Here is a 14,301-nt window from a genome sequence, read left to right as displayed (position 1 = left end):
GTCGAAAAATAAATAAAAAAATAATCGCAGTTTGCTGGTTATTGTTCAGTCAATCGAAAGTGAATACGATTTGATTGAATGAATCGAATTCAATTGACGGTGTTTTGGGATATTCGGGAAATGATATTGGCGCGTGTATCGCTTTTCGGAACGATGCGCGGTCGCGCAGGCGGATCGGGAAAGGCGGGGAAATCGGGGAAATCGGGGTTTCGGGGCAGGCGCTCGACGCTCGCATATGGCAGCGTTGTCGTTTCAACATCAGCATCTCTGTCGTGTGGCCGCGCCCACCGGCCACCACCGAACGCCCACGCCGAAACCCGATCGCAACAGGAAGGGGGTGCGGCAACCGGCGAAGTACATTGACCCACTCACTCCGAACGTGAACAGGGGCTCCACCGGCGCCGCACCCAAGAAGCATATCGACGGGGCTGCGCGTCGCCTATCGGACAGGACTGATTCTGAACGATCAAATTCGACGCCATTTGCGCTCAGCCCGTTGACAGCCCCCCTCACCCTGTGATTTGATTTCGGCCATGCAAGCCGCCCAGCCCCTCTTCTCGCTACGACTACTAGTCCGTTTCTCCGGGCTGGGTCTGCGGCTGCGCGCTTTCCATCTGCTTCTTTCCTGAAGCGCCAGATTTCCCCCGCATCACCGACCTGGCCCCGGTTGTCGACTGGCGCCTGAGTTCGTCTTTCTTCCGAATCGTTCCGCTCCGTCCCCGGTCGCTCAACCGCCAAGGCTGTCGTTTGCCGTACCGCTTTGCCGTTGTGCCGTTTTCTACCGTTTCACCGCTGTGCGCGCAGCCTGCCATCACGACGGATGGCCACCGCGCCGCGGTTTCCCGACATACCGACCGAGGACCGAACATCATGATGCTGAAGAACCCCGCGACGAAGTACCGACCGTTCACGCCCGTCAACCTGCCGAACCGCATGTGGCCGACGCGCACGATCACGCAAGCGCCGATCTGGATGAGCACCGACCTGCGCGACGGCAACCAGTCGCTGTTCGAGCCGATGGACGCGGCGCGCAAGATGCGGATGTTCAAGATGCTGGTCGCGATCGGCTTCAAGGAGATCGAGGTGGCGTTCCCGTCGGCGTCCGAGACCGACTTCAACTTCGTGCGCGAGCTGATCGAAGGCGGCCACATTCCCGACGACGTGACGATCGAGGTGCTTACGCAGGCACGCGACGACCTGATCGAGCGCACCTTCGACTCGCTGCGCGGCGCGAAGCGCGCGATCGTGCACCTGTACAACGCGACCGCGCCGGAATTCCGCAAGATCGTGTTCGGCCTCGACCGCGACGGCGTGAAGACGCTGGCGGTGAACGCCGCGCGCACGATCAAGCGTTTCGCCGACGCCGCGACCGACACGCATTTCACGCTGCAATACAGCCCGGAAACCTTCACGGCGACCGAGCTCGATTTCGCGAAGGAAGTCTGTGACGCCGTGTTCGACGTCTGGCAGCCGACGCCGGAGCACAAGGCGATCGTGAACCTGCCTGCGACGGTCGAAGTCGGCACGCCGAACTTCTACGCGGACCAGATCGAATGGATGCACCGCAACCTCGCGCGTCGCGATGCGCTGATCGTGTCCGTGCATCCGCACAACGACCGCGGCACCGCGGTCGCGGCGGCCGAGCTCGCGGTGATGGCCGGCGCGGACCGGATCGAGGGCTGCCTGTTCGGCAACGGCGAGCGCACCGGTAACGTCGATCTGGTCACGCTCGCGTTGAACCTCTACTCGCAGGGTGTCGATCCGGGCCTCGATTTCTCGCAGATCAACGAAGTCGCGCGCACGTCCGAGGAATGCACGCAGTTGCCGATCCATCCGCGCCATCCGTATGTCGGCGACCTGGTGTTCACCGCATTCTCCGGCTCGCATCAGGACGCGATCAAGAAAGGCTTCGCGGTGCAGAAACCCGACGCCGTGTGGGAAATGCCGTACCTGCCGATCGATCCGAGCGATGTCGGCCGCACGTACGACTCGATCATTCGCGTGAACAGCCAGTCGGGCAAGGGCGGTATCGCGTACCTGCTCGAGCAGAGCTATGGCGTCGCGCTGCCGCGCCGCCTGCAGGTCGACTTCAGCGCGGCCGTGCAGCGCCTGACCGACGACAGCGGGCTCGAGGTGACGAGCGCGCAGATCTGGTCGCTGTTCCAGCAGGAATACGTGGAAGGCGATGCGCCGCTGCGTTATGTCGGCCATGAGCTGACCGAGCGCGACGGCCGCGAGTCGATCGTGCTGACCGCCGACGTGCACGGCGAGCGCCGCGTGCTGCGCGGTGAAGGCAACGGCCCGCTCGACGCGCTGATGCACGCGCTGCGCACGCCGCTGCGCATCCAGCACTACGAGGAGCGCGCGTTGTCGCAGGGCGCCGATGCGAAGGCGATCGCGATCGCGGAACTGTCCGGCACGGGCGTGCGCGGCAGCGCGTTCGGCGTGGGCATCGACGCGAACCTGACGACCGCGTCGATCCGCGCGGTGATCAGCGGCGTCAACCGCGCGTATGCACGCGCGGACGAAGCGGCGCAGGCGACGTTTTTTGCCGCGCAGCCCGCGGTGAGGGCCGTCGCGTAAGCGGAGTCGTGGCGACCGCGCCGGCGGTGTCCGGCGCGGTCGCGTTGTCGCCATCGCGGTTGCCGCCGCGCGGCCCGGCAAGCGCGGCACGCAGCTCCACCTTCATGAAATCCACCCACGCGCGCGTCTTCGCGTCGAGATGCCGGCGCGACGGATACACCAGAAACACACCCACTTCCTCCGCCCGGTAATCGGGCAGCACACGCACCAGCGCGCCTGAACGCAGCTCGTCCACCGCGACGAACTCCGGCAGCAGGCCGATTCCCGCCCCTTCCCGTACCGCGATCGCGAGCGAGGCCGCGACGTCGGCTGTCATCGTCGGCTCGAACGTGACCGTTTCCGAATCCGCACCGCGCGTCAGTGTCCATTCGCGTGCCGGGTAGGCGGGCGCGACCAGTTGCAGGCAGCGATGCCGAGCGAGTGCGCGCGGCGTATCCGGCATACCATGATGCGCGACATACGCGGGCGCGGCGCACAGCACGCTGCCGATCCGCCCGACGTCGATCGCGACCTGATCGGAGCTCGGCAGGCTCGGCATCGCGATCACGGCGACGTCGTAGCTGTCGCGGATCAGGTCCGGCACCTGCGGCGCGAGCGTCAGGTCGACGCTGACGTCCGGGTAGCGCGCCTGGAAGCGCGCGACGAGCGGAATCACGAAACGGTTCGCGATGCTGGCGCTGCAGTGCGCGCGCAGCCGGCCATGCGGATGCAGCCGTGCGCCGCGCGCTTCGCGTTCGCTCGCGTCGACGGCGAGCGTGATGTCGCGTGCACGCGCCAGATAGCGTTCGCCGGCTTCGGTCAGGCACATCGAGCGGGTGGTGCGGTTCAGCAGCCGGATGCCGAGATGCGTCTCGAGCGACGCGATCGTGCGGCTGACATGCGCGGTGGTGAGGTTGAGCCGTTTGCCGGTTTCGGTGAAGGTCCCGGCGTCGGCGAGCGTGACGAAAACGTGCATGCTTTGAATCAGATCCATCGGCGTGGCGCGAGTGTCGTGCGATGCCGTCACTGTAGCGAGCGGCCCGTCGCGCCGCGCGCGCAGGTCTGCGATCGATCGTCGCGAAACGGACAATGCGGTTCAGCGCCGCCGGAAGTATTCGCTGGGCGGCACGCCGAGTGCCTTGCGGAACATCGCCGCGAACGCGCTGGGGCTGTCGTAGCCGTGTTCGAGCGCGAGTTCGAGGATCGGCGTGCCGGCCGCGAGGCGCGGCAGGCTCAGCAGCAGACGCGCATGGCGGCACCACGCGCCGTGCGTCATGCCCGTCTCGCGCTTGAACGTGCGTGCGAGCGTGCGCTCGTTCATGTGCGCATCGCGCGCCCACGACTGCAGCGTGACGGCCGACGACGGGTCGTTGATCAGCTGCGTGCACAGCGCGGCGAGTGTCGGATGGCGCGGCATCGGCACATGCAGCGACAGCAGCGGTGCGATTTCGATTTCGTCGAGGATCAGCGCGAGCACGCGCCCCGCGCGATGCGACAGGTCGTAGTCGGCCGGCAGTTCGCACGCGGTCACGATCAGTTCGCGCAGCAACGTGCCGACCTCGATCACGCGGCACTCGCCCGGCAGGCTCGGCCGCACTTCGCGCGCGACGAACACCGAGCGCATCTGCACGTCGCCGGCCATCCGGATCTCGTGCTGGGTGCCGCCCGGCACCCACACCGCGCGCCCGGTCGGCACGACCCAGCTGCCGGCATCGGCATGCACGAGCATCACGCCGGAAATCGCGTGAATCAGCTGGCCGTGCCGGTGCGAATGCGGCGGATACAGGACGCCGGACGCCGCGTCGGACGCGACGACCGCGATCTGCTTGTGCTTGTCCTTGCGCTCGAGCGCACTGAAAAATGGGTCCACTTGTCCTTTTCTCGACGACGAATGCGCTTTGCGCGCGAGATCGACTGAATGGGTCGAAATTACCATAGGCCCATCGTTTGTTCGACTGCCACTGCACGATGCGCACCTCGCTCCTTGCTTCGCTTTCCTTCGATTTACCCGTTGCCGCCGCGTCTTGCGCGCCGCGCATTGCCGCCACGCTGCTGAGCGCGGCGACGCTTGCCGCCTGCTCGGTCGGCGCGCCATATCGCCCGCCGTCGATCGATGCGGCACATCACGCGCCGTTCGACGCCGCGACCGATGCACCCGTCGCGTCCGGCGGCGCGTTGCCCGATCGCTGGTGGCAGCTGTTCGACGATCCGGCGCTGGACGCCCTCGTGCGCGAAGCGCTGGCGCAAAACCGCGATCTCGCGGTGGCCGCGGCGCGCGTCGCGCGTGCGCGCGCCGTGCTCGAAGAAGCGGGCGCCGCGCGGTTGCCCGATACGACAGCGGGCTTCGGCGTCGACTACGGCAAGCACGCGCCCGACCAGATCGTCGCGAGCGCGAAGGGCACCGATGCGCGCACGCGCTGGGGTTTCGCGCCATCGTTCGCGCTGTCGTGGGAAGTCGATCTGTGGGGGCGTGTCGGCTATCTCGTCGATGCCGCGCGTGCCGATTCGGAGGCCGTGCAGGCTGCGTCGGATGCGATGCGCGTCGCGGTCGCCGCCGAGACGACGGCCGCCTATGCGCAGGCGTGCGCGTACGGTGAGCGGATCGACGTGGCCGAGCGCTCGGTCGCGATTGCCGACCGCCTCGCCGCGCTGACCGCGCGGCAGCGCGCGCACGGATTGGTGTCCGACCTGGAAGTCGCGCGATCGCGCGCGTTCGCCGACGATACGCGTGCCGAACTCCCGGTGCTCGCGGGTGCGCGCCGCGCCGCGCTGTATGAACTGGCGGTGCTGACCGGACACGCACCCGGCTCGATTCCCGATGCCGCCGCGCTTTGCCGTGCAACGCCGGCGCTGGCGCGACCGTTTCCGGTCGGCGACGGTGCCGCGCTGCTCCGGCGCCGGCCCGACCTGCGCGAAAGCGAGCGCCGGCTCGCCGCGTCGAACGCCCGGATCGGTGCCGCGACGGCCGAGCTGTATCCGTCGATCGTGCTCGGCGGCTCGGTGAACTGGCTGTCGACGACCGGCGATCCGTCGTCGCTCGGCGACAAGTACGCGATTGCGTGGGGCGTCGGGCCGCTGATTACCTGGCGCTTTCCGAATCTCGCGGCGAGCCGCGCGCAGCTCGCACAGGCACGCGCGGACGATGCCGCCGCGCGCGCGTCGTTCGATGCGCAGGTGCTGCGCGCGCTGAAGGAAACCGAACAGGCGCTCGCACGATATGGCGCCGAGTGGCGCCACAAGGCCGCGCTCGAAACCGCGCGCGCCGAGCACGCCCGCGCTTACCGGCTCGCCGAACTGAACTACGACGCGGGCGCGCTGGATTTTCTCGGCGTGCTCGACGCGCAGCGCAGCCTCGTTTCGGTGGATGCGGCGCTGGCCGCGTCGACGCAGCAGATCGCGCTCGATCAGGTCGCCGTCTTCAAGGCACTGGGGGGCGGCTGGCAGCGTTAGGGCACGTTCCCCTGTTTTGGAAAAATTCATTCGTGGGGCCAGCGCAAGCCCGTTATTAGCGTGAACAGGCCCTAACCAGCCGTTCGTGAATCCGCACGCACTCTCAACCATTCCGATTCCGATCATGAGCACCACAGCCGTACCCGAGAAATCCGCCCGTTCCGCGCGGCGCCACTGGATCGCCGCCGGCGCCTTCATCACCGTCATCGTGCTTGCCGGGTTCGGCTGGCGCTGGTGGACGGTCGGCCGCTTCATCGAGCACACCGACGATGCGTACGTGCGCGCCGACATCGTGACCGTCAGCCCGCGCGTGGCCGGCTATGTCGCAAGCGTGGCCGTCGACGACAACCAGCCGGTGAAGCGCGGCGACGTACTCGTCATGCTCGACGATCGCGACTATCGCGCGAAGTTCGACGATGCGCAGGCGGCCGTCGCCGCGGCCGACGCGACGCTGCAGGCCGAGGAAGCCGCGGCCGCGACGCTCGATGCGCAGGTCGGCCAGCAACGCAGCGTGATCGAGCAGGCGCAGGCCGATGCGGCCGCCGCGCGTGCCGAGGCGACACGACGCGACGCGGATGCGGCGCGCTACAAGCAGTTGCTCGCCGAATCGGCCGCCAGCGGGCAGCGCTGGGAACAGGCGCATGCCGATGCACTGAAGGCGCGCGCGGAACTGGCCCGCGCCGGCGCGGCCGTGCATGCGCAGGACGACCAGCAGACGGTGTTGCGCCGGCGCCGCGCGCAGAGCACGGCGGCGATCGAGCAGGCACGTGCGCGGCTCGCGGCATCCCGCGCGAAGCTTGCGCTGGCGCAGCTCGATCTCGAGCACACGGTGATCCGCGCGACACGCGACGGCACGATCGGCCAGCGGGCGGTGCGCGCGGGCCAGTACGTCGAGGTCGGGATGCCGTTGCTCGCGGTCGTGCCGCTGCGCGACGTGTACGTCGTCGCGAACTTCAAGGAGACGCAGCTCGGCGCGATGCGCGACGGGCAGCCGGTCGAGATCGACGTCGATACCTACTCGGGCCGCACGCTGCACGGCCGCGTGCTCGGGCTCGCCCCGGGCTCGGGCGCCGAATTCGCGCTGCTGCCGCCTGACAACGCGACCGGCAACTTCACGAAGATCGTGCAGCGCGTGCCCGTGAAGATCCGCCTCGATGCGCCGCCGTCGGGCCTCGTGCTGCGGCCCGGCATGTCGGTGATCGCGCGCGTCGATACGCGCGGCACACCGGGAGCCGGATCGTGACGGCCGCGGCATCACCGGCTGCGCCGGCCGCGCATGACGAAACCGTCTCGCTGCGCGCGTGGGTCGCGGTGCTCGGCGGCGTGTTCGGCTGCTTCATGGCGGGGATGAACGTGCACGTGACGAACGCGTCGCTGCCCGACATCCGCGGGTCGCTGGGCGCGAGCTTCGAGGAAGGCTCGTGGATCTCGACCGCGTACCTCGTGGCAGAGATCGTCGTGATTCCGCTCACCGGCTGGCTCGTGCAGGTGTTCTCCGCGCGCCGCGTGCTGCTCGTCGGCGCGTGCGGTTTCCTCGCATTCTCGATCGCGTGCTCGGTCGCGCCGACCATTTCGTCGATGATCGTCGCGCGCGCGCTGCAGGGCGCGTTCGGCGGCGTGCTGATTCCACTGTCGTTCCAGTTGATCGTCACCGAGCTGCCGCCGTCGAAGCATCCGTTCGGCATGGCGCTGTTCGCGGTCGCGAACAACGTCGCGCAGGCGGCGGGGCCGTCGCTCGGCGGCTGGCTCACCGACATGTATTCATGGCGCTGGATCTTCTATCTGCAGATTCCGCCCGCGATCGCGCTGATCGCCGCGATCGCGTGGGCGATCCGCCCGGTGCCCGTGCAGTTGTCGAAGCTGCGCCAGGCCGACTGGTTCGGGATCGCGACGATGGCGATCGGCTTGAGCGCGCTGCAGATCGTGCTGGAGGAGGGCGGGCGCAAGGACTGGTTCGCGTCCGGCCTGATCGTCGAGCTGTCGATCGTCGCGGTGGCGGGGCTCGTCGCGTTCGTCGCGATCGAGCTGCGGCGCAAGGAGCCGTTCATCAACCTGCGGCTGCTCGGCCGCTACAACTTCGGGATCGCGAGCCTGATGCAGTTCCTGTTCGGCGCGGTGGTGTTCGGCGTCGTGTTCCTCGTGCCGAACTACTTCGCCGAACTGCACGGCTACAGCGCGCGCGACATCGGCCTCGCGATGATCCCGTACGGGCTCGTGCAGTTCGTGATGTCGTTCCTGACGCCGCCGCTGATGCGCCGCACGAGCCCGCGCACGACGATCGTGCTCGGCTTCGCGCTCGTCGCGGCCGGCTGCCTGATGAACATCCACCTGAGCGCCGATGCGGCGGCGAACGTGATCGTGCCGTCGCTCGTCGTGCGCGGGATCGGGCAGTCGCTCGTCGTGATCGCGCTGTCGGTGATGGCCGTCGACGGGATCGAGAAGGCGCAGCTCGGTTCGGCGTCCGGCGTGTTCAACATGGTGCGCAACGTGGGCGGTGCGATCGGCATCGCGGTGGCGAGCCAGATCGTCGTCGAGCGGCAGAAGCTTCACGCGATGCAGATCGGCGAGGCCGTTTCGCCGTTTTCCGAGGCGTTCCAGGAGCGCATGGCGACGCTCGTGCGGCTGCTGTCGCGCGTGCATGTACCGCGTGCCGATGCGTTGCCGGGTTCGGCGACCGGTGGCGTGCACGAACTGGCACTCGCGCTCGTGAACCAGCGCGTGATGCGCGAGGCGTTGTTGATGGCGTACAGCGATACGTTCCTGATCGCGGGTGTCGCGATGGCGGGATGTACTGCGGCGGCGTTCGTGCTGAAGGGGAAGAAGAAAGCGTGATGGGGACAGACGCCCGATATTGAAGCCTGATATACCTGACAGGCGAAGAATTCCTGCAATGGGCGTATCTTTCACCCGGCGCAGGCGGGACGACCCGCCTGCGGCCGATATCGTGAGCCGGGCCGGCGCATGTCGCCGGCCTGTCGTTCGTGGTGGCCACGGACGCCGGGGTCGCGCAGATCCGCACTTCATGCCGGCTGCTCTCCGTGGTCCTTGTCCATTCAACCGGCCCGTTGACGGGCCCATCGCGAGGAAAGCGTCATGACGAAACCCGATTCCCTGAAAGGCGACATCAAGGAGCAGGCCCAGGAAGCCGACCGCCACAACCTGGCGCGCCCCGCCGTGAACGGCGCATTGTGGGCGCGCGGATTGACGACGCAGCGGGTGGCCGACCTGTTCAGGACGCAGCGGGGCCTGCCGGGGCACTGGATGCAGGTTCAGAACGAGGTCAACGCCGGGAACCGCTATTTCTATGGTGTCCAGAACGGCCACGAGACGACCGACGAAGGCAAGGAGCTGATCCGCTGGATCGCCGATGCGGTGATCAGCGCCGCGCAGCGCGCGGAGTTCGACTTTCCGTTGCAGCAGCTTCAGTTTACGGCCGATACGGGGTGGCTGAAGCTGCAGCGCGTGTCGGGGCGTGTGATGGTGTTGTCGCGGCCCTGACCGTCAGGTCCGGGGCATCGTCGAAACCGGGGCGCTTAGTACGTTGCCGGTGTGTCGAGGATGCCTGCTGCGAGCCGGCACGGCGCTCCCGCTCGCCGGTGACGGGCATCCGGCGGCGGCCGGGCCCGGCCGCCACACACACGACCTTTCGTTCATTCCGCCGGCCGTCAGACTGAAACCGCGATGCCTGCCGAATGCGGTGGCCCCGCAGGCCGGACCACGATTTCCACATGCTGGCCCAACGACGCCAGCGTCTGCATCAGCAATTCCAGCGAAACGTTCCGGAGCCTTTCGCGTTGCTCGGGCGTGACGACCGGCCGGGCCATCTCTGCGAGGGCCGCCGCCTCGTCTTCGCTCAGGCCGCGCGAGACGATCAGTGCGTTGACCTTCAGTACGAGCGCGGACTTGGCCGACAGCGCTCCCGCGTCATCGAGGTCGAAGTCGGCCGGCGAGGTGTCGGCACGTTGGCGCGAGTCGTTGCGATTCATTGCGCGTCTCCCGTGATCACCGAAAACTTCGGCCGCGGCCGCGGCCGCGGCTGCGCTGTTGCGCGATCGACATCCTTTCCGGAATCGTCGCAGTGCCCGTCTTCGATCGGCGTGATCACCAGCCGCTTGTGCGTCACCTCGACCTGCAAGCGTTGCTCGGGTTCGAAGCCCGCTGCGTCGATCCAGCGGCCGGACAGCTTCATCCACAGATGGAGGGCCGGCGGTGCCGTGTCGGTGAGTCTGAGGTGCGGAACGACGCGGCGAGTGTGAAAAGACGTTCGAGGGGGCACGAAACGATCAGGAAGACGAACCGGTGCGTTATGATTCGCGTCAGCCATGACTGACTCCTGTACAGAGTGGGTTGTGGTCAGCGGCCCGCAGGTGTGAGTGCACCCGCGGGCCGCGCTCGTTTACGCAACGGATTTCGATCGGCATCCCGTCATATGTTTTGCATGACGAAATGACATGACATTCCACGCGAAAACGTGCAATCACTCTAGCCGAGATCGGTCGCTGTCAGGTGATGGTCCGGAGCGTCGTTGTCGGTACGAACGGTCGCGCCGATGTCTTGCATGCTTGCTGCGAAACGATTCCCCGGCGATTGCGCCGGCGGGCCGCGTCGCCACTTTACTGCCGATATGTCAGAAAGCGTGTCGGTCGAATGCTCCGATTCGCCGGCCACACGACGCACGAGGATGCCATTGGTGTCGTGCAGGTGCCGCCCGAACGTGCGCGGGAACGCCGCCGTGCTTTCCGCCACGCCGGGCACGACTCATCCGTGCAGTGCGTCCATCTGCAAGCGTGCGTTCGCGAGTCCCGCCTCGAAGCCGTGCGGCTTCATGTCGAGCCCTTCCGCGTAGACGAATTCCACGTCGGTGATGCCCATCAGGCCGAGCACGGCACGCAGGTACGGCGTGACCGCATCCGTTTCCTGGCCGACGTGCATGCCGCCTCGAGAGCTGAACACGATCGCGCTGATGCCGTCGACGAGGCCCACCGGGTAGGTCTCCGTGTACCGGAACGTCACGCGTGCGCGCGCAACGAGGTCGAACCAGTTCTTCAACTGGGTCGGCACGTTCAGGTTGTACATCGGCGCGCCGATCAGCAGCAGGTCGCTGCCCTTGAGCTCGGCAATCAGTTCGTCGGACAACACGATGGCGCGTTGTGCGCGCTCGCTCGGGTTGGCTGCGCCGCGCAGCGCGTGAAACAGTTCGCTGTCGAGCATCGGCAGGTCGGTGTCGACGAGATTGCGCACGATCACGTCGTCGGCATGGCCGTTGGCCTGGCGCTCGGCCAGGAACGTATCGATCAGCGCGCCGGTTTGCGACTGACTGCCGTTGATGCTGGATTTGAGGACGAGGATCCGGGCCATGCGGGGTGCTCCGTTGCGATTGTGAAGACTGGAATCGATCCTAGCATCCACTTTTTATCGCCAAAAGCGATAAGATCGACGCACTGTGTAGCGTATTTATCCCCAATCGTATGCGAAGCAACCTGAAGGGCATCGACGTCTTTGTCGCCGCGGCGGAAGCGAGCAGCTTCGCGCAGGCCGCCGACAAGCTGCACATCACGCGTTCCGCGGTCGGCAAGAGCATCGCGCGCCTCGAGGAGCGGCTGGGCGTCGTGCTGTTTCAGCGGACGACGCGCAGTCAGAGCCTGACCGACGAAGGCGCATTGTTCTACGACCATTGCCTGCGTGCGATGGAGCAGATCCAGGCGGGCGAGGCGCTGCTGGAAACCGGCAAATGGCACATGAAGGGGCGCCTGCGCGTGTCGATGCCGACGCTCTTCGGTCACCTTTGCGTGGCGCCGATCCTGATCGAACTGGCGAAGGTGCATCCCGAGCTCGATCTCGACCTGTCGTTCAGCGATCGATCCGTCGACCTGGTCGAAGAGCGTTTCGACCTGGCGGTTCGCGTCGGCACGTTGCCGAACAGCAGCGGCCTGGTGGCGCGTCCGCTGGGTGAGCACCGGATGGCGTTCTGCGCATCGCCAGCGTACCTGAGCCGCTGTGGTGAGCCCGCGACCTATGAGGAACTCGAGCGGCACAGGGCGCTGGCCTATACGCGTTTCGGCCAGGTGCATCGCTGGCCCGTCATCGTCGATGGCCAGCGCGTGGAATTGCAGCCGGCCGTTCGCCTGCTGTCCGACGACCTGAGCGCACTGATGGATGCGGCCGTTGCGGATCTCGGTGTCGCGTGGTTGCCGTACTGGCTGGTGCGCGACGCGTTGCGCGGCGGCGCGTTGCGGGAGCTGCTGCCCGATCGGCCGGGCGTGATCTTTCCGATCCAGGCGGTCTGGCCATATACGCTGCATCTTCCGCTGAAAGTCCGGGCCGCCGTCGATGCGCTGCTGGAACATCTCCCGGCCCGGCTGGCCGTGGTCGAGGCGCGGATGTGACGAAGCGATGCCCCGGCCTGTTCACGCTAATAACGGGCCAGCCTCGAGAATGAATTTTTACAGACAGGGGAACGTGCGTTGCCGGCCGCATTGCGGCGTCGCGCGTTACTGGCCGAAGCGATCCGCCACGGCGTCCTTCAGCCGCGCGGCGGTGATCTCCCCCATGTGCGATTCGACGAGATTGCCTTTCGCATCGAAGAAGAGGGTCGTCGGCAGCCCGCGCGAACCGTAGGCCTGCATCGCGTGCAGCGTGCGATCGAGCAGCACGTGATCGAACCGCAGCCCTTTCTGCTCGAGGAACGCGCGCACCGCTTGCGCATCTTCACCCTGATTGAGCATCAGCACCGTCATCCCCGGATGATCCTGCTGCGCTTGCGCGAGGATCGGCATTTCGCGCTGGCACGGCGGGCACCATGTGGCCCACAGGTTCACGACGACGGGCTTGCCCGCGAAGCGTTGCACCGGCACCGGCGTGGCGTCGAGCGCTTCGAGCTGCAACGCGGCAAGCGGCGGCGCACTGTGCTGCAACGTGGCGAGCGTGCCCTGCGCGATGCCCCATGCGGCGAGGCCCGCGAGCATGCCGGCCATGACCGGGCGACGCAGCGCGGGCAGGCGGCGCAGGCGCCAGCCGGCAAACACCAGCGCGGCCACGAGGCCGATACGCCAGTCGAAACCGCCATCGCCGAGCGCGACGATCGATCGCGGCGCGCTCGCGTAGTCGCGCCACCATTGCGCGACATAACCGATGCGTGCGGCGAGCAGCCCGAGCAGCAGCACGTCGAGGATCAGGCTCGGTGCGGTCTTGTGATGCCCGTCAGGCGGGCGGCGCTGGACGAAACGCGCGACGAGCCACGCCAGCAACGCGGCGGCGGCTACCGCGATGACGCGGATCGAGAAGGGACCGATGCTCAGCATGAAAGGAAAAGGGTGGGTGTGATCGAGCGGGGCAAGAGAGGGGATTGTCCGCCGCGGTGATGAAGCTGTCGACGGGTGTGCGGCGTTTCGACCGGCCGTTACGTATGAGGGTTCCCATTGCGAACGTAACGGCGTATTGCGGATTCGATGTGCGCGGTTGCGTCAGGACTGCGTGATTTTCATGCGGACGGGCAGCGAATCAGACAGGTCAGATGGTCGGCCACCGATCGTTCGACAACAATGCGTATGCCGGTCTGGCTTGGTGTCCATCCGGTATCCCGAACAGGGATCTCTCCTTGACGGCCGCTCCCCCGCGAGCGGCCGATTTTCTTATCGTCGTGCATGCGGGGGGAATGACTTGGCGGCGACCTGCTGACGCTCGCGCGCAACCCCAGCCTATGGGGGTTCGCGCTGATCGTGTTTAGCGGCTATCACCTGTCATGGGCGATTTACAGCATCTCGCCGTATCTGCAGCAGAAGGGCGTCGGCATGTCGATCGTCGCGGCCGGCTTCATCGCGTCGCTGAAGCTGTGGATGCGCCCGATTGGCGGGATCGGCGGCGGTTTCGTCGGCGATCGCTTCGGCACGCTGAACGTGCTCGGCGCGGCGTTGTTCTGCGCGGCGCTCGCGTTCGTCGCGCTGATCGTGTTTCCGTCGTTCAATCAGCTCGCGCTGCTCGCGGGCGTGGTGATCGTGATCGGCCTGCTGACCTATGCGGTGCGCGGCCTGTACTGGAGCGTGCTCGAGCGCTGCGACGTGCCGCCGCGCGTCACCGGGCTCGCGATCGGCATCGTGTCGCTGCTCGGCTATTCGCCGGACGTGTTACTGCCGCTGTTGAACGGCTGGCTGACGACCGCGTATCCGGGGATGCACGGTTATCAGCTGTATTTCGGCTATGTCGCGTGCGTCAGTGCGGTGGGCGGCGGTGCGTGCCTGTTGCTGAAGGGCATGCTCGAACGCGCATCGGCTTGATGAAAATCGTGGGGCT

14 protein-coding genes are annotated in these 14,301 nt (G+C 66.9%); 7 read left to right on the top strand and 7 right to left on the bottom strand.

Features of this window, described 5'->3' with window-relative positions; all coding sequences use genetic code 11:
- Positions 1–873: 873 nt before the first annotated feature.
- The gene (gene leuA / locus HAV18_RS10850; protein WP_166956754.1) at positions 874–2,583 is read left to right on the top strand and encodes a 2-isopropylmalate synthase; all 1,710 of its coding nucleotides are present in this window, start codon (positions 874–876) and stop codon (positions 2,581–2,583) included.
- On the opposite strand, the gene HAV18_RS10845 is transcribed toward leuA, so the two are convergent.
- Both HAV18_RS10845 and HAV18_RS10840 read right to left on the bottom strand, forming a co-directional pair.
- Positions 2,501–3,556, bottom strand: coding sequence for a LysR family transcriptional regulator (locus HAV18_RS10845; RefSeq protein ID WP_166955424.1), 1,056 nt, complete (start codon positions 3,554–3,556; stop codon positions 2,501–2,503). The two genes, leuA and HAV18_RS10845, sit on opposite strands and share 83 nt — an antisense overlap.
- A gap of 102 nt (positions 3,557–3,658) precedes the next feature.
- Positions 3,659–4,432: a helix-turn-helix domain-containing protein gene (locus HAV18_RS10840; protein ID WP_166955422.1), complete on the bottom strand. Its 774-nt coding sequence runs from the start codon at positions 4,430–4,432 to the stop codon at positions 3,659–3,661.
- A gap of 98 nt (positions 4,433–4,530) precedes the next feature.
- On the opposite strand from HAV18_RS10840, the gene HAV18_RS10835 reads away from it, so the two are divergent.
- From HAV18_RS10835 to HAV18_RS10820, 4 genes are all read left to right on the top strand, one after another.
- Positions 4,531–6,012, top strand: coding sequence for an efflux transporter outer membrane subunit (locus tag HAV18_RS10835; protein ID WP_243771600.1), 1,482 nt, complete (start codon positions 4,531–4,533; stop codon positions 6,010–6,012).
- A 124-nt stretch (positions 6,013–6,136) separates the two neighbouring features.
- Positions 6,137–7,255, top strand: a complete 1,119-nt coding sequence (locus tag HAV18_RS10830) for an HlyD family secretion protein (RefSeq protein WP_166955420.1) — start codon at positions 6,137–6,139, stop codon at positions 7,253–7,255.
- On the top strand, positions 7,252–8,844 hold the full coding sequence (locus HAV18_RS10825; protein ID WP_166955418.1) for a DHA2 family efflux MFS transporter permease subunit: 1,593 nt from the start codon (positions 7,252–7,254) through the stop codon (positions 8,842–8,844). Before HAV18_RS10830 ends, HAV18_RS10825 begins: the two co-directional genes overlap by 4 nt.
- Before the next feature lie 261 nt (positions 8,845–9,105).
- Complete coding sequence (locus tag HAV18_RS10820; RefSeq protein ID WP_166955416.1) at positions 9,106–9,510, top strand: peptide ABC transporter ATPase; 405 nt, start codon at positions 9,106–9,108, stop codon at positions 9,508–9,510.
- A gap of 167 nt (positions 9,511–9,677) precedes the next feature.
- Here the strand turns inward: HAV18_RS10820 and HAV18_RS10815 are convergent, their stop codons facing one another.
- The 4 genes from HAV18_RS10815 to HAV18_RS10800 form a co-directional block, all read right to left on the bottom strand.
- Positions 9,678–9,998 (bottom strand): helix-turn-helix domain-containing protein, encoded by a 321-nt coding sequence (locus tag HAV18_RS10815; protein WP_166955414.1) that lies wholly within the window; start codon positions 9,996–9,998, stop codon positions 9,678–9,680.
- On the bottom strand, positions 9,995–10,336 hold the full coding sequence (locus HAV18_RS10810) for a SymE family type I addiction module toxin (protein WP_166955412.1): 342 nt from the start codon (positions 10,334–10,336) through the stop codon (positions 9,995–9,997). Before HAV18_RS10810 ends, HAV18_RS10815 begins: the two co-directional genes overlap by 4 nt.
- A gap of 158 nt (positions 10,337–10,494) precedes the next feature.
- Entirely contained in the window at positions 10,495–10,767 is a 273-nt protein-coding gene (locus HAV18_RS10805) for a hypothetical protein (RefSeq protein ID WP_166955410.1), read from the bottom strand.
- Positions 10,768–10,770: 3 nt separating this feature from the next.
- Positions 10,771–11,370 (bottom strand): NAD(P)H-dependent oxidoreductase, encoded by a 600-nt coding sequence (locus tag HAV18_RS10800; protein WP_166955408.1) that lies wholly within the window; start codon positions 11,368–11,370, stop codon positions 10,771–10,773.
- A gap of 110 nt (positions 11,371–11,480) precedes the next feature.
- On the opposite strand from HAV18_RS10800, the gene HAV18_RS10795 reads away from it, so the two are divergent.
- Positions 11,481–12,398 carry a LysR substrate-binding domain-containing protein gene (locus HAV18_RS10795; protein ID WP_166955406.1) on the top strand — a complete coding sequence of 306 codons (918 nt, stop codon included), beginning with the start codon at positions 11,481–11,483 and terminating at the stop codon, positions 12,396–12,398.
- Between the two features lie 105 nt (positions 12,399–12,503).
- On the opposite strand, the gene HAV18_RS10790 is transcribed toward HAV18_RS10795, so the two are convergent.
- A complete protein-coding gene (locus HAV18_RS10790; RefSeq protein ID WP_166955404.1) occupies positions 12,504–13,313 on the bottom strand; it encodes a TlpA disulfide reductase family protein in 810 nt (269 codons plus the stop codon).
- 417 nt (positions 13,314–13,730) lie between these two features.
- Between HAV18_RS10790 and HAV18_RS10785 the strand changes: the two genes are divergently transcribed.
- On the top strand, positions 13,731–14,285 hold the full coding sequence (locus tag HAV18_RS10785) for an MFS transporter (RefSeq protein WP_166955402.1): 555 nt from the start codon (positions 13,731–13,733) through the stop codon (positions 14,283–14,285).
- Positions 14,286–14,301: the final 16 nt, after the last annotated feature.

It is taken from the genome of Burkholderia sp. D-99, assembly GCF_011605345.1.
GTDB lineage: Bacteria > Pseudomonadota > Gammaproteobacteria > Burkholderiales > Burkholderiaceae > Burkholderia.
The sequence above is the reverse complement of the archived record's forward strand: the minus strand, read 5'-3'. Positions and strand labels throughout refer to the sequence as shown.

Coding starts and splice junctions, on each gene's coding strand:
- leuA (WP_166956754.1), top strand. CDS start 874: ATGCTGAAGAACCCCGCGACGAAGTACCGACCGTTCACGCCCGTCAAC.
- HAV18_RS10845 (WP_166955424.1), bottom strand. CDS start 3,556: ATGGATCTGATTCAAAGCATGCACGTTTTCGTCACGCTCGCCGACGCC.
- HAV18_RS10835 (WP_243771600.1), top strand. CDS start 4,531: ATGCGCACCTCGCTCCTTGCTTCGCTTTCCTTCGATTTACCCGTTGCC.
- HAV18_RS10830 (WP_166955420.1), top strand. CDS start 6,137: ATGAGCACCACAGCCGTACCCGAGAAATCCGCCCGTTCCGCGCGGCGC.
- HAV18_RS10820 (WP_166955416.1), top strand. CDS start 9,106: ATGACGAAACCCGATTCCCTGAAAGGCGACATCAAGGAGCAGGCCCAG.
- HAV18_RS10815 (WP_166955414.1), bottom strand. CDS start 9,998: ATGAATCGCAACGACTCGCGCCAACGTGCCGACACCTCGCCGGCCGAC.
- HAV18_RS10810 (WP_166955412.1), bottom strand. CDS start 10,336: ATGGCTGACGCGAATCATAACGCACCGGTTCGTCTTCCTGATCGTTTC.
- HAV18_RS10800 (WP_166955408.1), bottom strand. CDS start 11,370: ATGGCCCGGATCCTCGTCCTCAAATCCAGCATCAACGGCAGTCAGTCG.
- HAV18_RS10795 (WP_166955406.1), top strand. CDS start 11,481: ATGCGAAGCAACCTGAAGGGCATCGACGTCTTTGTCGCCGCGGCGGAA.
- HAV18_RS10790 (WP_166955404.1), bottom strand. CDS start 13,313: ATGCTGAGCATCGGTCCCTTCTCGATCCGCGTCATCGCGGTAGCCGCC.